Here is a 22,991-nt window from a genome sequence, read left to right as displayed (position 1 = left end):
GGACATTGATGGATTCATATCAAGTATTTGTTGGAAAATGGAAAAAACTAACCGGGGTTGATCTGAATTTATATAAAGAAGCACAAATGAAACGAAGATTAACATCACTTTATGATAAAAAAGGATTTAAAGATTTCGAAGCATTCGCGGCCGCGCTTGAAAAGGACAGAGCACTATTAGATGAGACGATGGACCGCATGACGATTAATGTGTCAGAATTTTACCGAAACTATCAGCGCTGGGAAGTACTTGATCAAAAAATCCTGCCGCTGCTCTCGAAAAATGGCGGCACCTTAAAGATTTGGAGTGCAGCATGTTCGACAGGAGAGGAGCCATATACACTCTCCATGCTGCTGTCAAGCCATCCTCTTGTGAAAGACTTTCAAATTATTGCAACTGACATTGATGATAAAGTTCTGCAGTCAGCTCAAAAAGGCAGATATCATGAACGCTCTCTGCAAGAGGTACCAGATCATATCAAGCAAAAATATTTCACAAAAGAAGATTCCTCATTTTACACTGTGAAGGATGAGGTTCGAAAGCATATTCAATTTAAGAAGCACAACCTTTTAGCAGATCCATATGAAAAACAGCTTGACCTTATCGTTTGCCGAAATGTACTGATTTATTTTACTGAAGAGGCGAAAGAAGAAATTTACTTGAAAATGAGCAGTAGTTTAAAACAAAATGGCGTATTATTTGTTGGTTCTACAGAGCAAATTTTTCACCCAGAAAAGTTTGGACTGACATCTGCTGATACTTTCTTTTATCAAAAGAAGGGTATGTAGCTGACTTTTTAGTAGCAAGTGTGTTATTATATTTTTACTTAAAAGCGTTAATGCGATGAAGGGAGATTGAGTTATGAGGTACTTAACAGCAGGTGAGTCACATGGTCCACAATTGACCACAATTATTGAAGGAGTTCCAGCGGGACTTTACATAGAGCAGGATGACATCAATTATGAATTGGCTAGAAGACAGAAAGGTCATGGCCGCGGAAGAAGAATGCAGATTGAAAAAGACCAGGCAAAAGTGTTAAGTGGCGTTCGCCACGGGAGAACATTAGGTTCTCCAATCGCACTTGTTGTTGAAAATAACGACTGGAAGCATTGGACAAAGGTGATGGGGGCAGAGCCAATCACGGAAGAAGAAGAAAGTGAAATGAAGCGTCAAATCTCTCGTCCAAGACCAGGACATGCGGATTTAAATGGTGCGATTAAATATGGACACCGTGATATGAGAAACGTATTAGAGCGCTCATCAGCCCGCGAGACAACTGTTCGCGTAGCAGCAGGCGCAGTTGCCAAACAAATCTTGGCGCATCTAGGGATTAAAGTAGCTGGCCACGTTCTTGAAATTGGCGGAGTGAAAGCAGCTCATACAGCATACGAGTCTATTGAAGATTTGCAAAAGGTAACAGAAGAATCACCTGTTCGCTGCTATGACAGTGAAGCAGGTCAGAAAATGATGGATGCAATTGATGAAGCGAAGAAAAACGGCGATTCAATTGGCGGAATTGTTGAAGTTATTGTTGAAGGGATGCCGGTTGGGGTTGGCAGCTATGTTCATTACGACCGTAAATTGGACAGCAAGCTTGCAGGCGCTGTACTTAGTATCAACGCTTTTAAAGGGGTTGAATTCGGTATTGGCTTCGAGGCAGCCTCTAAAAATGGCAGTGAGGTCCATGATGAAATCATCTGGGATGAAGAAAAGGGCTATACGAGAAAAACAAACCGCCTAGGCGGTCTTGAAGGCGGAATGTCAACTGGTATGCCAATTGTTGTAAGAGGGGTTATGAAACCAATTCCAACGCTTTATAAGCCGCTTCAAAGCGTTGACATTGAAACAAAAGAACCTTTCTCTGCAAGTATTGAACGTTCTGACAGCTGCGCTGTTCCTGCCGCAAGTGTTGTTGCAGAAGCAGTTGTGGCATGGGAAATTGCCAATGCAGTTGTGGAGCAGTTTGGTCTTGACCAAATCGACCGCATTAAAGAAAATGTTGAAAAAATGCGCCAGCTTCAGAGGGAATTTTAATGAAAACACTGGAAGTTAAGACGTCTTCAGCCACTTATCCTGTATTTATCGGTGATGGGATTAAACGCAATATCGTCGACTTGATAACTTCCACTGGGCATTCCTATACGAAGCTCTTAATCGTCACAGATACAGCTGTTGATGCCATTTATGGTGATGAGATGGTTCGTTTACTTCAGCAGAAGTGGCCTGTGAACAAAGTGGTTGTGCCAAGCGGAGAGCAATCAAAATCCTTTGCCGAATTTGAACATATTCATACAAAAGCCATTCAATTTCAGCTTGATCGTTCCTCCTGCATCATTGCGCTGGGAGGCGGCGTGATTGGAGATTTGGCTGGATTTGCTGCTGCCACTTATATGAGAGGTATTGACTTTATCCAAATTCCAACGACGCTGCTGGCACATGATAGTGCAGTTGGCGGGAAAACAGGGATCAACCATCCGCTCGGTAAAAATTTAATCGGTGCGTTTCATCAGCCGAAAGCTGTGATCTATGATACTAGTATGCTTGAGACCCTATCGCAAATTGAACGAAGATCAGGCTTTGCAGAAGTCATCAAACATGCACTGATTTCAAGTGAAGACTTTTTATCAGAACTAATGTCCATTCGTTCTTTGACGGATTTGTCAAAGAGCGAGCTGGCACATATGCTGTATCAAGGCATTCAAGTCAAAGCGTCAATTGTTCAAGAAGATGAAAAAGAACAAGGCGTGCGTGCATTTTTGAATTTAGGCCATACATTGGGGCATGCCATTGAAGCAGAGTATGGATACGGCGCCATCACGCATGGAGATGCCATTGCAATAGGCATGCAGTTTGCGCTGTATGTGAGCGAAAAAGAGCTGGGGCTCAGCCTTAATCGTTTGGAACTAAAAGAGTGGATGGAAGAACTTGGATTCCCTGTACAAGTCACACAAGAGATTTCAACGAAAACATTTGTTGACCGGATGATTGGTGATAAGAAAGCAAGAGGCGGCAGTGTTCAATTTGTTTTATTAAAACAGGTTGGAGACGTCACCTTGCAGTCTTTCACAAAAGATGAGCTGCACTACTGGCTCGAAGAATGGAAACGGGAGGAGGGATGTCTATGATGTTTCGCGGGATACGTGGGGCTACAACTGTGATAGAAGATACAGAAACTGAAGTGTTAAACAAAACAAAACAGCTGTTAGAAGCGATTATTTCAAGAAACCAAGTAGATCCAGAACGTGTCGTGCAGATCTTGATTTCAGCTACACAAGATATTCACTCCGTTTTTCCGGCAAAAGCACTTCGTCAGTTTGAAGGATGGACATATGTACCGGTTACTTGCATGCAAGAACTGGACATTGATGGCGGTTTAAAGCAATGTATTCGTGTCTTAATGACTGTCCAGACAGATACAAAGCAGGAAGACATACAGCATGTGTACTTGGAAGAAGCTGTGACGCTTCGCCCTGATTTACAGTTGACAAAAAACAAGGAATTATAATACGATATGAACAGCCGAAGTTTACACACAGGTGTAAACGGCATTGCAAGCTTAGAGAAGATGAGAATGAGACTAGGGTAGTTGAGATGAGTAGAGTTGAGCAGAGATACGATACTTCTATTTAATCATACTGCCTAAAAGAGCAACCCTCTTTTAGGCTTATTTCGTATACTCATACAAACCCTCTATATGTACCCTCATTCTCCTTAATCCCATTTAAGGAGTGTGCTTATGAATTCCCAATCAAACTTGACCCAATTTTTAAAGGACAGTGAGTCCTACAAAACGATTCCAATTGTTGAAACCATTACAGTCGATACGCTTTCACCGATTCAAATTGTTGAAAAACTCAAACAAGATATTGTGTATTTGCTAGAAAGCAAAGATGAGTCTTCCAGCTGGTCGAGATATTCCTTCATTGGATTGCACCCGTTTTTAACCTTACATGATGACCAAAACAAATACGTTGCACGTGACGCTGCGGGGCAAGAAGTCATGCAAAAGCAAGAGCTGAAAGAACTGCTGGATTGGATGAAAGAGCAATATCAAATCAAAACGCCAGATATTGATATCCCATTTACAGGCGGGGCTGTTGGGTACTTAAGCTACGATCTGATCCCAAACATTGAACCTTCTGTCAGGCCTCACCGTAGCGCATCGCTGGCAGAAAATTGCACATTATTTGTCTGCCAAACGATGATCGCCTTTGATCATGAAACAAATCATGTTCATTTTATCCAGTACACCCAGCTTGCCGGTAATGAAACAGAAGACGAAAAAATACGTGCTTACAAAGAAAAACAAAAACAGCTTGAACAGATGATTCACAAGCTCCATACAAAAATTGATATGAAAGAACTGATTTTATCAGGGAATATAAATGAGCCGCCATCCTTTGAACATGTGACGTCAACCTATGAAAAAGCGCAATTCTTAAAAGACGTAGAAAAAATCAAAGAATACATTCGAGCGGGTGACATTTTCCAAGGCGTACTCTCGCAGCGATTTGATATCCCTGTATCAGTGAGTTCATTTGAGTTATACCGAGTGCTTCGGATTGTGAATCCATCTCCTTATATGTATTTTATGAAATTAAAAGATCGTGATTTAGTCGGCAGCTCGCCAGAACGATTAATCCATGCCAAAAACGGGCATCTAGAAATTCATCCTATTGCAGGCACAAGAAAACGAGGAACAACAAGAGAAGAGGATGCTGAGCTTGCAAGAGAGCTGCTTGAAGATGAAAAGGAAAAAGCGGAGCATTACATGTTAGTGGACCTTGCAAGAAATGATGTAGGCCGTGTGGCAGAATACGGCAGTGTATCCGTACCGACCTTTACAAAAGTAGTGAATTTTTCACATGTCATGCACATCATCTCCATTGTGACAGGAAAGCTAAAGCGGGATACACATCCAGTTGATGCGCTCATGTCCGCATTCCCAGCAGGCACATTAACAGGTGCCCCGAAAATAAGAGCGATGCAATTATTAAATGAAATGGAGCCTGAGCCAAGGGAAACGTATGGCGGCTGTATTGCCTATATTGGATTCGACGGCAATATCGACTCCTGTATTACCATTCGTACGATGAGCGTCAAAAATAAGACCGCTTCTATACAAGCAGGCGCCGGCATTGTGGCTGATTCTGTCCCAGAAAATGAATGGGAAGAGACTTGTAACAAGGCAGGAGCACTTCTGAAAGCCATTCAGCTTGCAGAACATATTTTCTCAGAAAAGGAGAGTGTGCAGGATGAATCACCGACTATCAGCTCTTGTTAATGGAGGATTTCTATCAGAAAATGAAGCAAATAAACTCATGCATGATATGATGAGCGGCTTTTTAACAGATGCTGAAGTCGCTGCTAGTCTCTCGATTTTAGCGCATAGAGGAGAAACCGCTGAAGAAATGACGGGTTTTGTGAAAGCCATGCGGCAAAATGCAGCACCAATGGAACGATCGCTTGATGTTGTTGATACTTGCGGCACAGGAGGCGATGGACTCTCCACCTTTAATATATCAACTGCCGCTGCGATTGTCGCTTCCGCTGCTGGAGCCAAAATCGCCAAACACGGAAATCGATCAGTTTCTTCTAAAAGCGGGAGTGCCGATGTACTAGAGTGTCTTGGAATTCACATTCAATCCACACCAGAAGAAACAAGAAGACAAATACAAGAGAAAAACATGGGCTTTTTATTTGCACCATTGTATCATTCATCTATGAAACAAGTAGCCACAGTCCGCAAACAGCTCGGCTTCCGGACGGTATTTAATCTATTAGGCCCGCTTTGCCATCCAATGCAAGCCAAAAAGCAAATCATCGGCGTCTACTCAAAGGAAAAGGCAAAATTAATGGCAAAAGCCCTTGCGCCATTAGAGCCAGAACATGTGCTGTTTGTTTGCGGAGAAGATGGGCTGGATGAATTAACGATTACAGCAAATTCATATGTGATTGAACTCAAAAAAGATGTCATGACAGAATATACACTCAATCCAGAAGACTTTGGGCTGCAAAAAGGATATTTATCAGATATTCAGGTCCAATCACCGGAAGAGAGTGCTAAATTGATTCAGAATATATTGAATCATCAAACAGTAGGGGCGCCGCTTCATATTACAGCCCTGAATGCTGGAGCGGCTTTATATGTCGCAGGGAAATCAGAAAACCTCATGGCAGGAACATTAAAAGCGATTGAAACGATCAAAAACGGCGCAGCCAAAGAGCAATTGGCTCGTTTAAAACAAAAAACGAGAGAGGAAGAGATCTATGCTTAATCAAATCATTGCCCGCAAAAAAGAACATATCCAAACATTGCAGTTACCAGTAGATGAGCACTTTGAAAGACGATCATTTAAAGAAGCACTCATGAATCCTCATCGCTCAATTGGTCTAATTGCTGAGGTGAAAAAGGCGTCTCCTTCCAAAGGAATCATTCAACCAAATTTTGATCCTTTACAAACAGCAAAAGCTTACGAAAAATCCAACGCTGATTGCTTATCTGTTTTAACGGATGAACCATTCTTTCAAGGAAAAAACGAATACTTATCCCTCATTAAAAAACACGTAGATCGGCCAATTTTAAGAAAAGATTTCATCATTGACTCCATACAGGTAGAAGAGTCAAGACGTATAGGGGCAGATGCCATTTTATTAATTGGAGAAGTACTTGAGCCGCAAAAGCTGCACGAGCTCTATGCTGAAGCAAAGGAGAAAGGCCTTGATGTCCTTGTCGAAGTACATGCAGCAGATACACTGGAAAATATTTTGAAGTTGTTCACTCCTGAGATCATTGGAGTAAATAACCGGAATTTAAATACATTTACAACAACAGTTGAACAAACAAAAGAGATTGCCCCCCTCGTCCCAAAAGAGGTTTTACTAGTGAGTGAGAGCGGTATTCAAACATTTGATGATCTAACCTTTGTGAAGAAACATGGAGCGGGTGCAGTCCTTGTAGGAGAATCATTAATGAGAGAACAATCACAAGAAAAAGCCGTTCAGACATTGTTTGGAGAATGAACAGGATGAAGCCTTATGTAAAATATTGCGGAGCAGTATCACAAGAAGATGTGGAATGTATTGCGAAATCTCACGCAGATGCCATCGGATTTATTTTTGCTCCAAGTAAAAGACAAGTCCAGCCAGATCAAGTGAAACAGTGGCTCATCCAAACAAAGTGTAAGAAAAAGATTGCTGGTGTATTTGTAAATGAAAAGATCCAAAAAATGTGCGAGATCACAAAACATGTACCTTTAGATATTGTGCAGCTTCATGGAGATGAAACGCAGGATGACGCAAAAGAAATCAAACAACAAACAGGGGCTGTCGTTTGGAAAGTGTTCCACCACGAGCCCGATGTCACAAGCACGCTTGAAAAAATGACGGCATTTGCACCTGTTGTCGATGGCTTCCTCATTGATGCGAAAGTAATAGGGATGAGGGGCGGCTCTGGAACAGCTTTTGCTTGGGAGGCAGTGCCTCTATACGTTAAGCATGCAAAGCGGCTGGAGAAAACTTGCATAATTGCAGGCGGCATCACACCAGAAACGATAGCAGGTCTGCTCGCCTATGGTCCAGAAGCGATCGATCTTTCAAGCGGAATAGAAGAAAACGGAAAGAAAAGCAGCGCTAAGATCGAAGCGCTCGAAGAAAGGATGTTAAATGATGTACGCATATCCAAATGAGATTGGCAGATACGGAGAATTCGGAGGGAAATTTGTCCCGGAAACGCTCATGCAGCCACTTGCAGAAATCGAACAGGCATTTCGTGAATTAAAAGAAGATCCTGCTTTTCAAGCAGAATATGTATCACTACTTCGAAACTATTCAGGCAGACCAACTGCGCTTACATATGCTGACCAAATATCAGCATATCTCGGCGGCGCAAAGATCTATTTAAAAAGAGAAGATTTAAACCACACAGGTGCTCATAAAATTAACAATGCGCTTGGGCAGGCTTTACTTGCGAAAAAAATGGGGAAATCAAACATCATCGCGGAAACAGGCGCAGGCCAGCACGGAGTAGCTGCTGCAACGGTAGCCGCAAAGTTTGGGTTATCCTGCACGGTATTTATGGGAAAAGAAGATGTAGAAAGACAATCACTCAATGTCTTCCGAATGAAACTGCTTGGCGCTGAAGTCATACCTGTCACAAGCGGAAATGGCACATTAAAAGATGCTACGAACGAAGCCATTCGCTATTGGGTTCAGCACTGCAGTGATCATTTTTATATGATCGGCTCTGTCGTAGGCCCTCATCCGTATCCTCAAATCGTCAGCGAATTCCAGCGCATGATTGGTGATGAAGCAAAAGAGCAGCTGCTTGAAAAAGAGGGAAGACTTCCACATAAAGTCATTGCCTGTGTTGGAGGCGGAAGTAATGCCATTGGAATGTACCGGGCATTTTTAGATGAAGAGGTAGATATCATTGGGGTAGAGGCAGCTGGAAAAGGAATCGATACGCCGCTCCATGCTGCAACCATCACGAAAGGAACCAAAGGTGTGATCCATGGGTCTTTGACCTATTTAATCCAAGACGAATTTGGCCAGATTATTGAGCCATATTCGATTTCCGCTGGTTTAGATTATCCGGGAATTGGACCAGAGCACGCCTATTTACATGCGAGCGGACGGGTTCAATATGTGAGTGCGACAGATCAAGAAGCACTAGATGCCCTAAAACTGCTGACTGAAAAAGAAGGTATACTTCCAGCAATTGAATCTGCACATGCGCTCGCCAAGGCGTTTGAGGTAAGCAAGACGATGAATGAAGATGAAATCGTTCTTGTCTGCCTGTCAGGAAGAGGCGATAAGGATGTGCATACATTAATGAACGTGCTTGAAAGTGAGGGAAAACAAAATGATTAGATTTCAATTAGAGCAAGGCGAAAAATTATTCATCCCATTTATCACAGCAGGAGATCCGTCAGAAGACATCACGATTGATTTAGCTATCTCCCTTCAAGCAGCCGGTGCACATGCGATTGAACTCGGAGTTCCTTATTCCGATCCACTAGCGGACGGTCCTGTCATTCAAAGAGCCTCCAAAAGAGCTCTAAATCATGGCATGAATATCGTAAAAGCGATAGAATTAGCAGGGAAGATGAAAAAAAACGGTGTAAAAATTCCTGTAATTCTATTTACGTATTATAATCCTGTGTTACAATTAGACACAGAATACTTTTTCGCTTTACTGCGCAAAAATCATATTTCGGGACTCTTAACACCCGACTTGCCGTTTGAAGAGAGCAGCGAGCTGCAAAAGAACTGTCAAACCCATGACATTTCATATATTTCACTCGTTGCACCAACAAGCAAGGAACGATTAGTAAACATTGTAGAGCAGGCAGAAGGTTTTGTGTATTGTGTTTCATCTCTTGGTGTAACAGGTGTCAGACAATCCTTTGACGCGTCAATTACAGATTTTATTCAACAAGTGAAACAGCTGAGTCACATACCGGTTGCGGTCGGTTTTGGCATCTCAACAAGAGAGCAGGTAGACTCAATGAATAAACTGAGTGACGGCGTCGTTGTCGGCAGTGCACTTGTGAAAAGAATTGAAGAGCTTCAAGAACAATTGCTGGCAAGTGATACACGTCAAGAGGCTTTAAGAGAATTTGAAGCATATGCAAAAACATTTAGTCCCCTCTATTCATTCAAATGAGGTGAAACATTTTGCAAATCAAAGATCAATTAAAACAGCTTAAACCGTATCAACCTGGGAAACCAATTGAAGAGGTCAAAAAAGAATATCAATTAGACAAAATTGTGAAATTGGCTTCAAATGAAAACCCTTTTGGATGTTCCGTACATGCAAGAGAGGCGATACAGGCCGAGCTCGAACATTTAGCGATTTATCCAGATGGATACAGCGCAAGTTTAAGAACGGAGCTGGCTGAATTTCTTCAAGTAAGTGAAAAACAATTAATTTTCGGGAATGGCTCAGATGAACTTGTGCAAATTATTGCAAGAGCATTCCTTGATCAACATACAAATACCGTCATCCCAACTCCATCTTTTCCGCAATACCGTCACAATGCAGTGATTGAACATGCTGAAATTCGAGAAGTGCCTCTTTTAGACGGAGGAGCTCACGATCTGAAGGGCATGCTGGATGCGATCGATGAAAACACGAAGGTTGTCTGGGTATGTAATCCAAATAACCCGACGGGAAATTATTTGTCAGAATCTGAGCTTGTGGCGTTTTTAGACGAAGTGCCGGCTCACGTGCTTGTTGTACTAGATGAAGCGTATGTTGAATACGTTCGTGCGGAAGATTTTCCAGACAGTTTATCTTTATTACAATCCTATCAAAACGTCATTGTACTTCGAACGTTTTCTAAAGCGTATGGACTTGCAGCGCTTCGAGTAGGCTACGGGATTGCGTCAGAAGAGCTGATTACTGCCATTGAACCAGCGAGAGAACCGTTTAATACTAGCCGTATCGCTCAGGCAGCTGCGCGTGCAGCGATAAAAGATCAAGACTTTATTCAATCATGCAGACAAAAAAATGAAGCAGGTCTCAAGCAATACCAAGATTTCGCTGACCGTTTTGGACTATATATCTATCCATCTCAAACAAACTTTGTGCTGATTGATTTTAAACGAGATGCAGATGAATTGTTCAATGCATTATTGAAAAAAGGTTACATTGTTCGTTCCGGTAAAGCACTTGGTTTTCCGACTTCTTTACGTATTACCGTCGGAACAAAAGAGCAAAATGAAGAAATTCTAAGTACACTTGCCGATTTACTGCAAGGCATTCGTGCGTAGCATAACCATAAAGTCATATCCTAATGCAGGATATGGCTTTCATTGTACCAACCTCCTATACATATAAGCTGTTGAAATAGGTTGTTTAATTTTCGCGAAAAATCAGGTGATGAATATGAATGATGCAAACGAAACAATATTAATCGCTGGACTCGGTTTAATCGGTGGGTCCATTGCACTCTCGATTAAAAAAGAGTATCCTCATAAAAAAATTGTAGGATTTGATGTTTCCAAAGAGCAAATGGTTGCTGCAACAAAGCTGGGAATTATTGATGCAACAGCTGATTCGTTTCTGGCTGGATTAGAAGAATCTTCGACCATTATTTTGGCAACACCTGTCCAGCAAACAGTAAAGATGCTTAGTGATATTGCAGACTCTGGAATTGAAAGAGAGCTAACAATCACTGATGTCGGCAGCACAAAGCAAAAGGTCGTCCATTTTGCTGAAAAAGCGCTGCCTGAACATTACCAATTTATTGGTGGCCATCCAATGGCAGGCTCTCATAAGTCAGGTGTTATTGCAGCAAAAGACTTTTTATTTGAAAATGCGTTCTACATTTTAACGCCTGCAAAGGAAACAAACCGTCAAGCTGTTGATCGGTTGATGGATTTGTTAAAGGGGACAAATGCTCATTTCATCGAGATGACACCAGAAGAACATGATGCTGTGACAAGTGTCATTAGCCATTTTCCTCATATTGTTGCAGCCAGTCTTGTGCATCAAGCGCATCATTTTGAAGAACAATTCCCACTTGTTAAACGGTTTGCTGCTGGAGGCTTTCGTGATATCACACGAATTGCTTCAAGCAATCCTGCAATGTGGCGGGATATCCTGCTGCACAATAAACACAAGATTTTAGACCGTTTTCATGAATGGAAAAAAGAGATTAACCGCATTGAGACCTTCGTACAGCATGAAGATGCTGAAGGATTGTTCTCTTATTTTCAAGATGCAAAGGAATATCGCGATGGACTTCCTCTAAGGAAAAAAGGAGCTATTCCTGCTTTTTATGATCTGTATGTCGATGTTCCGGATCACCCTGGGGTCATTTCGGAGATTACAGGGCATCTTGCAAGTGAAAACATTAGTATTACAAATATCCGTATTATTGAGACGCGGGAAGACATTAATGGGATTTTACGCATTAGTTTTCAAACAGATGACGACCGCAAGCGTGCAGAAATCTGTATAAAAAATAGAGCGAATTACGATACATTTTATGCTGACTGAGGTGACAAACATGAAAATTCATAAAAATGCTCCTATGAATGGAGAAATTCATATCCCAGGTGATAAATCTATTTCACATAGATCAGTGATGTTTGGTGCAATTGCTGATGGAACCACAGTAGTAAAAAACTTTCTTCCTGGAGCTGATTGTTTAAGTACGATTGATTGCTTTAGAAAGATGGGCGTTGAAATTCAACAAAAAGGGACAGATGTTGTCATTCATGGTAAGGGGCTGAAAGAGCTCAAGGAGCCGTCTGACATTCTCGATGTTGGCAATTCTGGTACAACCATCCGATTAATGATGGGGATATTAGCTGGTTGTGAGTTTCACAGTACACTAATCGGTGATGAGAGTATTGCCAAAAGACCAATGAAACGTGTGACGGTTCCGCTTAAACAACTAGGAGCCAAAATAGACGGCAGAGCAAATGGCGAGTATACACCCCTGTCTATTCGTGGCGGTCATTTAAAAGGTATAACTTATGAGTCTCCGGTGGCAAGTGCACAAATTAAGTCGGCTGTCCTTTTAGCTGGGCTGCAAGCAGAGGGCACAACGACATTAATTGAACCACATAAATCAAGAGATCATACAGAAAGAATGCTCTCTATGTTTGGTGTAAAGCTAGATGAAGATGAACAAAGTGTTTCCATTGAAGGCGGCCAAACATTAACAGCAACAGATATATTTGTTCCTGGAGACATCTCTTCAGCTGCATTTTTCCTTGTAGCTGGATCAATCGTTCCTAATAGCCGGATTGTCTTAAAAAATGTCGGGCTAAACAAAACAAGAACAGGTATTATTGATGTACTGAAACTTATGGGTGCAAATCTTGAGATCAATGAAGTAGATGCCAAAGGCGGAGAACCATATGGTGATTTAACCATTTCTACTTCATCACTAAAAGGGATTGAAATTTCTGGTGACATGATTTCAAGACTCATTGATGAAATTCCGATTATTGCGCTTCTTGCGACCCAAGCAGAAGGAACAACAATCATTAAAGATGCTGCTGAGTTAAAAGTAAAAGAAACCAATCGAATTGATACAGTCGTATCAGAACTTAAAAAACTCGGTGCTGATATTGAAGCAACAGATGATGGTATGAAGATTCATGGTAAAACTACGCTTCAAGGCGGTGCAGTCGTCTCAAGCTACGGAGATCACCGTATCGGTATGATGCTGGGAATTGCCGCATGTGTGACAAAGCAAGCAATTGAGATTGAAGATACAGAAGCTGTTCGTGTCTCATACCCGAATTTCTTTGAACACATTGAATATTTAACGAAAACAGTCTGAGGATGTCCTCAGGCTTTTTCTTTCCTTCTGCATATTTGACAGAAATATAGCATAGCTTGTCTCAAGGTGAAACCTTGAAAAAAAACATTTTGTCCGATAAAAATAGTGTCTGCAGTTTACAAATCATCAGTTTCGTATAGGATGAAATGAAAAACAGTCTTTAAAACACAAAAATGGGTTCATTTTAAAAGAGCAACATATTTGCTGGATGTGCACCTGTCGATTATGATATGAAGTAACAATAGTTTAGGTTTTTGGAAACAGAAAGGAACGGTTTGATTTGAATAGTTCATTACAAGAAGCGATAAAATTAGTTGAGGCAGGTGAGACTGAAAAAGGACTCCAAACACTTGCTCAAGCAGAGAAGCATTTGCATGATGAAGAAAAGGCGCAAGCGGCTCAATTATATTATGATTGGGGAGATATCGATAAAGCACGGAATCTCATCAGTGATTTACATGATTTATATCCAGAGGAAACAGGTTTAACGTGTTTTTATGCAGAGCTGCTGATTGACTCTGATGAAGAAGAGAAGGCGATTGCAGTATTAGAAACGATTCCTGAAGATGATGATGCGTACCCAGAGAGTTTATTGTTAATGGCAGATTTGTATCAGATGCAAGGACTATTTGAAGTCAGTGAACAAAAGCTTTTAAAAGCGAAAGAACTACTTCCGAATGAAGCTATCATCGATTTTGCATTAGGTGAGTTGTATTTTTCTCAAGGTCTTTCAAAGAAAGCGGCTGATTTTTTCTACAAAGTGGCAGATCAACAGCATGAGGTTGGCGGTGTCAATGTGTATCAGCGGCTCGCTGAATCGCTCAGTACAGCTGGAGAATTTGAGGATGCACTTGAATGGTACGAAAAGGCAGTAAAAGATCAAGCAGACCCGAACACTCTTTTTGGCTACGGATTTACAGCGATGAGGGCTGGCAGAACAAAAACAGCCATTCAGCAGCTTACAGAACTGAAAGATATTGATCCGTCCTATTCGTCACTTTATATGCCTTTAGCGAAAAGTTATGAGGAAGAAGGACTATATCACGAGGCTTTAGAGGTAGTAAAAGAGGGTATTAAAGTTGATGAGTATAACAAAGAATTATATTTATATGGTGCCAAGATTGATTTGAAAAATGGGGATTCAGTAGATGCGAAAAAACTGCTTCAAGAAGCACTTGCTCTCGATCCGGGTTATATTGAAGCAGTTCAAACATTGCTGGCGATCTATTTAAATGAAGAGCTGTTTGATGAAATTCTAGATGTTATTAAAGAGGTTAAAAGCTTTGGGGAAGATGATCCAAAATGGAATTGGTATGCAGCATCTGCTTCTGTCGGGCGAGAAGAATACAAAGAAGCTGCCGAGTATTTCAAGCTTGCCCTGCCTGATTTTGATGAGGAACGTGACTTTTTATATGAATACGCTTCGTTCCTTTTAGAAGAGGGCAGACAAAAAGAAGCATTACCGTTATTACGCAAAGTTCTAGAGAAAGATGGCACGAATGAAGAAATTGAAGAAACAATTTTAAGAATTGAAGACGAAATTTCCTTATAGTTTGCAGGAATGAAGAACTGGTTTGTTGAATAATTCATGTATAGCAATTTAATTTACGATAGAGGAGGGAATAACATGCAGACCCCTGTTTCTGTCAATGAAAAAAAGGAATTTATCCGGTGGTTCTTAAACCATTATCAGCTAAAGCGAAGAGAGTGTGTTTGGATATTAAATTATTTAATGAGTCACGACTCTTTGATGGAAAAGGTTCATTTTGTAGAGCAAGCAGAATTTTGCCCAAGGGGAATCATCATGTCAACACACTGTGTGGATGAAGTTCCCTTTAGATTTTATAAAGAAAACATCATGACGACAGATGCTGAAAAGTCATTTCATGATATTCGTTTGAATAAACAGCAGGATTTGTTTATTCAATTGAATTTCCGTTCTGCTTATCGTTCGCCGGAATATGCAGCTGTTCTTGAAACAAATCCCCATATTCCGAAGGATCTTTATGAGAACGAAAAAGATAAGGATCTTGCTGAGAAAGTGCTTGAGCACTCAATCGCAACTTTCCAAAAAGAACGGCTCATGAAAGAGATAGATGAAGCACTTGACCGCCATGATCAAGAAACATTTAATAAGCTGGCAAAAGAATTAAGCCTATTGTCATAAACTGAACGAATAAGCCTTGCCCTATACAGGCAGGGCTTATGTCATGAAAGAGGGGAAATTGATGAAGTTTCAAGCAGAGGACGCGGATCGCTTTTTGCAATCTAAAGCTTACATTGATACCGCTATCATTCCATTAGTTGGGGTTAACGCAGATCAAATGAAACAAACCGTGTCTTTAGGAGAGTTTACTATTCTTGTAGCAGAGGAACTTGAAAGACAATTAAAAGGACGGGTTTTTCTTTTTCCACCACATACATATTTAGAAGTGAGTGACCGGAAACAAGAAGACATACTCACAATGAAGCAGTCGCTCAAAGATCATTTTCAGCATGTCGCACTGATCACATCTGATCACCAGTGGAAAGAGCATGCTGAGATTAGCGAATCGCTATTTTTGCTCAAGCCGGTTCCGCTGGAGCATTTGAAGGTTGAATTAAAGCAAAAAGTCATTCAAGACAGTGTAGAACAAATTTTGAACTTTTTGTTACAAAAATGGAACCCTTCATAAAAACCCTTACATTTGCATTGTACATAGCTTTTTAGGATGTTGACCTTGTGAATAGATTGATATATTATGAGGGTGTCCTAGTTTTATGAAATTTTTTCTAATTCAGTTATAAAGTAGCTGACGACCTGAGGGGGGGAGAAAAAAATGAGCGAGAAGAGACATGGAGTGTCCAGGCGTCAATTTTTGAATTACACGTTGACCGGCGTGGGGGGATTTATGGCCGCTGGAATGCTCATGCCTATGGTTCGCTTTGCGCTTGACCCTGTGCTTAAAGGAACAGAGGATCAGGATATGGTTCAAGTTGTCAGTGTAGATGAACTGACAAAGGAACCGAAGCGCTTTGACTTTAAAATTGATCAAGTAGATGCATGGTATGAGTCAAAGGAATCTAGGTCAGCATGGGTGTACAAAGAAGGGGATGAAATTGTCGCTTTATCGCCAATCTGTAAACATTTAGGATGTACAGTGAACTGGAACAGTGATCCGAAAAATCCAAACAAATTTTTCTGCCCGTGCCATTATGGGCTGTACGACAAGGATGGTACAAACGTACCCGGAACTCCACCGCTTGCACCGCTTGACCATTATAAGCAGCAAGTGAAGGACGGATACCTCTATCTTGGAAAAGCTGTGCCGAAAGGGGAAGGGTAACGATGCTTAACAAGATTTACGATTGGGTAGATGAGCGGCTCGACATTACACCGATATGGAGAGATATTGCGGATCACGAGGTGCCAGAGCACGTCAATCCAGCACATCATTTCTCCGCTTTTGTGTATTGTTTTGGCGGTTTAACGTTTTTTGTGACAGTCATTCAAGTCCTTTCGGGCATGTTTTTAACGATGTATTACGTGCCGGATATTAAAAATGCCTGGGAATCTGTCTACTATTTGCAAAATGAAGTGGCATTTGGCCAGATTGTCAGAGGAATGCACCACTGGGGTGCGAGTTTAGTCATTGTGATGATGTTTTTACATACGCTAAGGGTCTTTTTCCAAGGGGCGTATAAAAAGCCTAGAGAGCTGAACTGGATTGTTGGAGTGCTCATTTTCTTTGTGATGCTTGGACTTGGTTTTACAGGTTATCTTTTACCATGGGATATGAAGGCGCTGTTTGCGACGAAGGTTGGTCTTCAAATAGCAGAAGCAACACCTTTCATTGGTAAAGAGATCAAAACGCTGCTTGCAGGTCATCCTGACATTGTAGGGGCACAAACGCTGACGAGATTTTTCGCTATCCACGTCTTTTTCTTGCCAGCGGCATTATTTGGGCTGATGGCTGCCCACTTTATTATGATTCGTAAGCAAGGAATTTCTGGACCGCTATAAAATGTTGCGTTTGATGAATGTTCAATGAGGAGGGGATGACTTTGCATAGGGGAAAAGGGATGAAGTTTGTCGGAGATTCCAGGATACCGGCAGAAAGAAAACCTAACATACCTAAAGACTATTCCGAATATCCGGGAAAAACAGAAGCCTTTTGGCCGAACTTTCTTTTAAAGGAATGGCTTGTAGGTGCCGTTTTTTTAATTGGATTTCTTGTCCTAACTGTTGTTCATGCGCCTCCGCTTGAGCGGATGGCTGATCCGACAGATACTGGCTATATTCCGCTGCCAGACTGGTATTTCCTATTTTTGTACCAGTTATTAAAATATGAATTTGCTGCAGGTAGCTTCACTGTCGTTGGCGCGATGATTATGCCTGGAATCGCGTTTGGTGCACTTTTGCTAGCGCCATTTCTTGATTCAGGTCCAGAACGCAGACCGTATAGAAGACCAATTGCAGTCGGGATGATGATCCTTGCAGTCGGCGCAGCAACATATTTAACGTGGGAGTCTGTTGCAACCCATGATTGGGAAGCAGCGGCAAAACAAGGCGAGATTAAGAAAGAAGCAGAGATTGATACTTCGGCTGAAGAGTATAAAATTTATCAAGAGCAAACATGTATCTCCTGCCACGGGGATAACATGCAGGGCGGAGCAGCCGGACCGTCACTCGTTGACAACGGCCTTTCGCCTGAGGAGATTGCTAAAATCGCTGTAGAAGGAAAAGGCAACATGCCTAAGGGTGTCTTTAAAGGTAGTGATGAAGAACTCGAGAAGCTCTCTAAATATTTATCTGAGGTCAAATCAAAATAATTCAGTTGTTTAAATGCAAGTACAAGGATATACTCAAAAGAGAAAAAGCTGGCGCTGTCAGCTTTTTTCTGATTTTAACAGATCGTGAGTGAAGAGACATATGAGATGGATTCAATATTTGCTAGCGACGCGCTACATACTTGTGCTGGTGCTTATGATCAATTTCCTTGGCACTGTTTATGGATACTATTGGTATATTCCGCAGCTCGTAGAGACGCCGGCTGTCTTTTTAGCTTTTGTACCAGACAGTCCAACGGCCAGCTTTTTCTTTTTATTTGTATTACTTGCGTTTTTGATGAAACGAAATGCTCCTTATTTTGAAGCACTTGCTCTTGTGACCTTGATTAAATATGGGCTATGGGCGGTAGGAATGAATATCTTTGTGCTTTTATCTGTTGATGATTTTCCGTGGGAAGGCTACATGCTGATTGGGTCTCACTTTGCGATGGCGGTTCAGGCTGTATTGTTTGCGCCGTATTATCGTTTTCAAATGCGTCACCTCGTGGTAGCGGGAATTTGGATTTTACATAACGATGTGATTGATTATGTATTTGGTATGATGCCGCGTTATTCTATGCTGTCTGCCTATTCAAACGAGATCGGCTATGCGACGTTTTGGTTAAGTATCGCGGTTCTTCTTGTTTCGTATTATCTCGTTCTATCGAAAAAATCGGTCAAGCTGGAACTCCCTTAACAATGTTGGTCTAACCTTGTCCTTTTCTTCATACGCTGTATGGAGAAGGGCTAGGAGGGACTTGCATGAAACGAAAGCCAATCGCGATGATTCTATTATTTTTTCTCGTATTACATCCGGCTGTTGCCAAAGGTGAGGAAACAGCTGCTAACACGCTGCAAGAATTAACGGAACTATCAGATTCCATCTTTCAATTAACGAGACAAGCTAAATATGATGAGGCATTACAAGTCGCATTGTATGTTGAAAAGACATTTAAAGCTGAGAATTGGCGTGGAACTTTGACGAATACGCAGATTCGGCAAATTACACTTGGCTATCAAGATATGATAAAAGGGCTGCCGCAGGAAGAATTGAATGAGCGCGAAAAGCTTCGTTATGCTTCTCAATTTAGAATGCTGCTTGATGCGATTCAGTCGGATTCTGAGCCTCTTTGGGGTTCGCTCGAGAAGCCCATTATGGGGTCTTTTCCTACTTTGAAAAAAGAAGTGAAAGATCCAGAATCAACGACATTTTATGAAACTTGGAATGAGCTGGTTTCTTTATACGATATGATCTATCCGAGTTTAACCATTGATATTTCGCCTGAAAAGCTCCAGACGATTAAGCAGCACATGGAAGTGATTGAGCAAGGTGAATTTTTAAAAGCATCAAGTGGGACAAAGCTTGAACGTCTCACGAAGCTGGAAGAGGATTTATCGAGTGTGTTTGCTCACGTCGATGAAGATGAAGCTGATCCATCGCTTTTATGGGTCATCTTAACAACCGGGAGTATCATTTTACTAACGTTAACGTATGTTGGATTTCGGAAATATCGTGCTGAAAAAGAAAAGAAGCAAAAACGTCAGGCGGATTATCCTAAATCATAAAAAAGAAGCCCAAAACTGGTGCTTCTTTTTTAATGCGGGTTGAGCGGCTTTTTGTGTTCATCTAATGTAAAGCCTTCACCGAGTACATCATGCACGTCACTGACTGATACGAACGCATGAGGATCGACTGAGGTCACGACGCTTTTGAGGTGGACAAGCTCGTTTTTTGGAACGACGCAATAAAGGACGTTGCGCTCCTGCTTCGTATAGGAACCGACCCCTTTTAAGATGGTGACACCGCGCTCCATTTCATCCGTGATTTTCTTTTGAATGATGTCATCTTTTTCAGAGATAATCATGGCGCCTTTGGCAGCGTAAGCGCCTTCTTGCATGAAGTCAATGACCTTCGCAGCTACAAATACTGCGACAAGTGTATACATCGCTTCTTTATAATTTAAGTAGGTAAGAGAAATGGTAATGACGCATGCGTCGAAGATGAACATTGTTCGTCCCATGGCCACCTGATAATGCTTGTTGATCAGTCTTGCAATGATGTCCACACCGCCTGTTGTACCGCCGAATTTAAAGATGATCCCGAGGCCTGTTCCGATAAACACACCTGCAAAGAGGGCGGCTAAGGCTAAATCGTGCTGGAGAGGCATATGTATTTGAAAGCGCTGGAAGATGGCAAGAAAGACAGAAAGACTGACTGTGCCTACAATTGTATAAGTAAACATCGTTCTGCCGAGCATTTTCCAGCCAATAAAAAAGATCGGAATGTTTAAGACAAGGTTTGAAATAGATGGGTCAATGTGAAATAGAAAATATAAAAGCAGTGTAATACCTGTAAATCCGCCTTCCGCCAAATTGTTCTGCATATTAAAATGAACAAGACCGAAAGAAAAAATCGCAGATCCTATTAAAATAAATACGATATTTTTAAGACGAATTTCTTTTAGCAAGAGATCACTCCTTTTTTTGCTTAGACAGCGATAATATTATATGGTATGGGAGAGAAACAAGCAAACTGAGTCTTAAACATTTGTCAAATATTTATGATTTCGCTAACATGTAAGAGATGGATAGGAGGATGAGCTTCATGACGAAAGAAAAAACGCTGCGTCACGTGCAGCAAGAAGTAGATGATTACATAGGACAATTTAAAGAAGGCTATTTCAGCCCGCTTGCCATGATGGCCCGTCTGACAGAAGAATTGGGAGAGCTGGCAAGAGAGGTTAACCATTACTATGGAGAAAAGCCGAAAAAAACAACGGAAACAGAAAAAAGCATGGAAGAAGAAATTGGTGATGTTTTGTTTGTGTTAACATGCCTCGCTAATTCACTTGATATTTCACTAGAAGAAGCACATGATCGTGTGATGCATAAATTCAACACAAGAGATAAAGACCGCTGGACGAAAAAAGAAGGGAAGTAGAGACGATGACGAACGAAACCATCAAAGTAGTAATCGCTGGAGCAAGAGGAAGAATGGGGATAGAGGCTGTGAAGCTGGCGGAAGAAACAGGCCATTTTGAGCTGGTGGCAGCACTTGATCACGCGCATGAAGGAAAAAAATTATCTGATGTGATTCATACGACATCTCATGCGCCAATTTATACGGATATTGATGTGTGTCTTTCAGAAACAGCACCAGATGTATTAATTGATTTAACAACACCAGAAATCGGGAAAGTACATACAAAAAAAGCACTTGAACATGGCGTGCGTCCAGTCGTCGGAACAACTGGATTTTCAGAAGATGACCTAAAAGAGCTTCAGCAATTAACAGAAGAAAAGGGCATAGGCTGTATTATTGCACCAAACTTTGCTGTCGGTGCGGTCTTAATGATGAAATTTGCCAAAATGGCAGCGAATTATTTTCCTGACGTTGAAATCATTGAGCTTCACCATGATAAAAAACTAGATGCCCCAAGCGGTACGGGCTTAAAAACGGCTGAAATGATTTCAGAAGTAAGAGAAAGCAAAAAACAGGGACATCCAGAAGAGAAAGAATTGATCGAAGGTGCACGAGGAGCAGATTATGATGGTATCCGTCTGCACAGCGTGAGACTTCCTGGCATGATTGCACATCAAGAAGTGCTGTTTGGAATGGACGGACAGACGCTCACCATTCGTCATGATTCTTATAACCGTGCATCCTTTATGTCAGGCGTGAAGCTTTCAGTAGAGCAGGTCATGCACATTGATCAGCTCGTTTATGGTTTAGAAAATATCATCGACTAATAAGGAGTGGATTCCTGATGAACATTGCTTTAATCGCTCATGATAAGAAAAAAAGTGACATGATTCAGTTTACCACTGCGTACCGTGATATTTTGGCAGATCATACACTTTACGCAACAGGGACAACAGGTTTGAGAGTGAAAGAAGCGACGGGGCTTCCCATTCATCGTTTCCAGTCAGGACCACTTGGGGGAGATCAGCAGATCGGTGCTTTAATTGCTGATAATGCAATGGATCTTGTGCTCTTTTTTAGAGACCCGCTAACTGCGCAGCCGCATGAACCGGATGTATCTGCACTCATCCGGCTTTGCGATGTGTATACCATTCCATTAGCCACCAATATGGGAACTGCTGAAATTTTAGTCAGAAATTTAAATAAAGGTACGTTTGATTTTCGAGATGTAGCAAAAAACGGAGGAACAAATGAAACGACTTGATATCCTTGCATTCGGTGCCCATAGCGATGATGTAGAGATCGGAATGGGCGGAACGATTGCAAAATACGTAAAAAAAGGGGCGCGCGTCGGGATTTGCGACTTGACCCAGGCCGAATTATCTTCAAATGGAACAGTAGAGAGCCGCAAAGAAGAAGCAAAAGCCGCCGCCGCTATTTTAGGTGTCAGAGCGAGAATTCAGCTTACACTGCCAGATAGAGGGCTGTATCTAAATGACGAAGCGATGAAGGAAATTGCGGGCGTGATTCGAACATACAAACCGAAACTGATTTTCGCTCCGCACCACCAAGATCGGCATCCAGATCATGGTCATGCGGGCTCACTTGTAGAAGAGGCCGCTTTTTCTGCAGGTATACATAAATTTGAAGATTCATACAAGCAGCCAGCGCATAAAATAAGCCAAATGTATTATTACATGATTAATGGGCACCATCGTCCAGATTTTGTGATCGATATTTCTGAGGAAATGCACCAAAAAATTGATAGCTTGCATGCGTATAAAAGTCAATTTGTTAAATCGGCAAATTCAGTAGAGACACCTCTTGTGAACGGTTATATTGATTTTGTCAAAATGAGAGAGTCTATGTATGGAAGAGAAGTCAACAAAGCTTATGCAGAAGGGTTTATCACAAAGAAACCACTTTTGATGGACGATGACTTACTTGGGGGGTAA

At 41.5% G+C, this 22,991-nt stretch carries 26 protein-coding genes; 25 read left to right on the top strand and 1 reads right to left on the bottom strand.

Features of this window, described 5'->3' with window-relative positions:
- The first annotated feature begins 8 nt into the window (after positions 1–8).
- The 21 genes from ACP69X_RS11110 (at position 9) to ypjB (ending at position 19,679) form a co-directional block, all read left to right on the top strand.
- The gene (locus tag ACP69X_RS11110; protein WP_075611568.1) at positions 9–788 is read left to right on the top strand and encodes a CheR family methyltransferase; all 780 of its coding nucleotides are present in this window, start codon (positions 9–11) and stop codon (positions 786–788) included.
- A gap of 73 nt (positions 789–861) precedes the next feature.
- Complete coding sequence (aroC, locus tag ACP69X_RS11105; RefSeq protein ID WP_024422806.1) at positions 862–2,034, top strand: chorismate synthase; 1,173 nt, start codon at positions 862–864, stop codon at positions 2,032–2,034.
- Positions 2,034–3,125, top strand: a complete 1,092-nt coding sequence (aroB, locus tag ACP69X_RS11100) for a 3-dehydroquinate synthase (RefSeq protein WP_426052681.1) — start codon at positions 2,034–2,036, stop codon at positions 3,123–3,125. Before aroC ends, aroB begins: the two co-directional genes overlap by 1 nt.
- Positions 3,122–3,505 carry a chorismate mutase gene (gene aroH / locus ACP69X_RS11095; protein WP_024422804.1) on the top strand — a complete coding sequence of 128 codons (384 nt, stop codon included), beginning with the start codon at positions 3,122–3,124 and terminating at the stop codon, positions 3,503–3,505. The genes aroB and aroH overlap by 4 nt, the downstream gene beginning before the upstream one ends.
- A gap of 231 nt (positions 3,506–3,736) precedes the next feature.
- The gene (gene trpE, locus ACP69X_RS11090; protein WP_041085897.1) at positions 3,737–5,284 is read left to right on the top strand and encodes an anthranilate synthase component I; all 1,548 of its coding nucleotides are present in this window, start codon (positions 3,737–3,739) and stop codon (positions 5,282–5,284) included.
- Positions 5,256–6,278, top strand: coding sequence for an anthranilate phosphoribosyltransferase (trpD, locus tag ACP69X_RS11085; protein ID WP_059377969.1), 1,023 nt, complete (start codon positions 5,256–5,258; stop codon positions 6,276–6,278). Before trpE ends, trpD begins: the two co-directional genes overlap by 29 nt.
- Positions 6,271–7,023, top strand: coding sequence for an indole-3-glycerol phosphate synthase TrpC (gene trpC, locus ACP69X_RS11080; RefSeq protein WP_041085893.1), 753 nt, complete (start codon positions 6,271–6,273; stop codon positions 7,021–7,023). Before trpD ends, trpC begins: the two co-directional genes overlap by 8 nt.
- Positions 7,020–7,688, top strand: coding sequence for a phosphoribosylanthranilate isomerase (locus ACP69X_RS11075; protein ID WP_423358470.1), 669 nt, complete (start codon positions 7,020–7,022; stop codon positions 7,686–7,688). Before trpC ends, ACP69X_RS11075 begins: the two co-directional genes overlap by 4 nt.
- The gene (trpB, locus tag ACP69X_RS11070; protein WP_073979675.1) at positions 7,669–8,871 is read left to right on the top strand and encodes a tryptophan synthase subunit beta; all 1,203 of its coding nucleotides are present in this window, start codon (positions 7,669–7,671) and stop codon (positions 8,869–8,871) included. The genes ACP69X_RS11075 and trpB overlap by 20 nt, the downstream gene beginning before the upstream one ends.
- Positions 8,864–9,667 carry a tryptophan synthase subunit alpha gene (gene trpA / locus ACP69X_RS11065; RefSeq protein WP_426052680.1) on the top strand — a complete coding sequence of 268 codons (804 nt, stop codon included), beginning with the start codon at positions 8,864–8,866 and terminating at the stop codon, positions 9,665–9,667. The genes trpB and trpA overlap by 8 nt, the downstream gene beginning before the upstream one ends.
- An 11-nt stretch (positions 9,668–9,678) precedes the next feature.
- Positions 9,679–10,776, top strand: a complete 1,098-nt coding sequence (gene hisC, locus ACP69X_RS11060) for a histidinol-phosphate transaminase (protein WP_426052679.1) — start codon at positions 9,679–9,681, stop codon at positions 10,774–10,776.
- 115 nt (positions 10,777–10,891) lie between these two features.
- Positions 10,892–12,007, top strand: a complete 1,116-nt coding sequence (locus ACP69X_RS11055) for a prephenate dehydrogenase (protein ID WP_041085882.1) — start codon at positions 10,892–10,894, stop codon at positions 12,005–12,007.
- Positions 12,008–12,017: 10 nt separating this feature from the next.
- Positions 12,018–13,304 (top strand): 3-phosphoshikimate 1-carboxyvinyltransferase, encoded by a 1,287-nt coding sequence (gene aroA, locus ACP69X_RS11050; protein ID WP_041085880.1) that lies wholly within the window; start codon positions 12,018–12,020, stop codon positions 13,302–13,304.
- Positions 13,305–13,584: 280 nt separating this feature from the next.
- Positions 13,585–14,856 (top strand): tetratricopeptide repeat protein, encoded by a 1,272-nt coding sequence (locus tag ACP69X_RS11045; protein ID WP_058837950.1) that lies wholly within the window; start codon positions 13,585–13,587, stop codon positions 14,854–14,856.
- A gap of 75 nt (positions 14,857–14,931) precedes the next feature.
- Complete coding sequence (locus tag ACP69X_RS11040) at positions 14,932–15,471, top strand: ReoY family proteolytic degradation factor (RefSeq protein ID WP_008344562.1); 540 nt, start codon at positions 14,932–14,934, stop codon at positions 15,469–15,471.
- A gap of 61 nt (positions 15,472–15,532) precedes the next feature.
- On the top strand, positions 15,533–15,979 hold the full coding sequence (locus ACP69X_RS11035; protein ID WP_041085875.1) for a YpiF family protein: 447 nt from the start codon (positions 15,533–15,535) through the stop codon (positions 15,977–15,979).
- 144 nt (positions 15,980–16,123) lie between these two features.
- Positions 16,124–16,630, top strand: coding sequence for a ubiquinol-cytochrome c reductase iron-sulfur subunit (locus ACP69X_RS11030; protein ID WP_007500911.1), 507 nt, complete (start codon positions 16,124–16,126; stop codon positions 16,628–16,630).
- A gap of 2 nt (positions 16,631–16,632) precedes the next feature.
- Entirely contained in the window at positions 16,633–17,307 is a 675-nt protein-coding gene (gene qcrB, locus ACP69X_RS11025) for a menaquinol-cytochrome c reductase cytochrome b subunit (protein WP_003215804.1), read from the top strand.
- A gap of 41 nt (positions 17,308–17,348) precedes the next feature.
- Positions 17,349–18,116 carry a menaquinol-cytochrome c reductase cytochrome b/c subunit gene (locus ACP69X_RS11020; protein WP_039179522.1) on the top strand — a complete coding sequence of 256 codons (768 nt, stop codon included), beginning with the start codon at positions 17,349–17,351 and terminating at the stop codon, positions 18,114–18,116.
- Positions 18,117–18,216: 100 nt separating this feature from the next.
- The gene (locus tag ACP69X_RS11015; RefSeq protein WP_041085871.1) at positions 18,217–18,810 is read left to right on the top strand and encodes a DUF1405 domain-containing protein; all 594 of its coding nucleotides are present in this window, start codon (positions 18,217–18,219) and stop codon (positions 18,808–18,810) included.
- A 65-nt stretch (positions 18,811–18,875) separates the two neighbouring features.
- Positions 18,876–19,679, top strand: a complete 804-nt coding sequence (gene ypjB, locus ACP69X_RS11010) for a sporulation protein YpjB (RefSeq protein WP_034280441.1) — start codon at positions 18,876–18,878, stop codon at positions 19,677–19,679.
- A gap of 29 nt (positions 19,680–19,708) precedes the next feature.
- On the opposite strand, the gene ACP69X_RS11005 is transcribed toward ypjB, so the two are convergent.
- On the bottom strand, positions 19,709–20,581 hold the full coding sequence (locus ACP69X_RS11005; protein WP_024422789.1) for a YitT family protein: 873 nt from the start codon (positions 20,579–20,581) through the stop codon (positions 19,709–19,711).
- Positions 20,582–20,718: 137 nt separating this feature from the next.
- On the opposite strand from ACP69X_RS11005, the gene ACP69X_RS11000 reads away from it, so the two are divergent.
- The 4 genes from ACP69X_RS11000 to bshB1 are packed head-to-tail and all read left to right on the top strand — an operon-like array spanning position 20,719 to position 22,991.
- Entirely contained in the window at positions 20,719–21,054 is a 336-nt protein-coding gene (locus ACP69X_RS11000; RefSeq protein ID WP_024422788.1) for a nucleotide pyrophosphohydrolase, read from the top strand.
- A 5-nt stretch (positions 21,055–21,059) separates the two neighbouring features.
- Complete coding sequence (dapB, locus tag ACP69X_RS10995; RefSeq protein ID WP_338527484.1) at positions 21,060–21,863, top strand: 4-hydroxy-tetrahydrodipicolinate reductase; 804 nt, start codon at positions 21,060–21,062, stop codon at positions 21,861–21,863.
- Positions 21,864–21,880: 17 nt separating this feature from the next.
- Positions 21,881–22,300, top strand: coding sequence for a methylglyoxal synthase (mgsA, locus tag ACP69X_RS10990; protein WP_024422786.1), 420 nt, complete (start codon positions 21,881–21,883; stop codon positions 22,298–22,300).
- Complete coding sequence (gene bshB1, locus ACP69X_RS10985) at positions 22,287–22,991, top strand: bacillithiol biosynthesis deacetylase BshB1 (RefSeq protein ID WP_064497524.1); 705 nt, start codon at positions 22,287–22,289, stop codon at positions 22,989–22,991. The genes mgsA and bshB1 overlap by 14 nt, the downstream gene beginning before the upstream one ends.

The sequence above is a fragment of the Bacillus sp. DC4300-2b2 genome (assembly GCF_049895685.1).
GTDB lineage: Bacteria > Bacillota > Bacilli > Bacillales > Bacillaceae > Bacillus > Bacillus safensis.
This window is presented reverse-complemented; position numbering and strand designations above follow the sequence as displayed.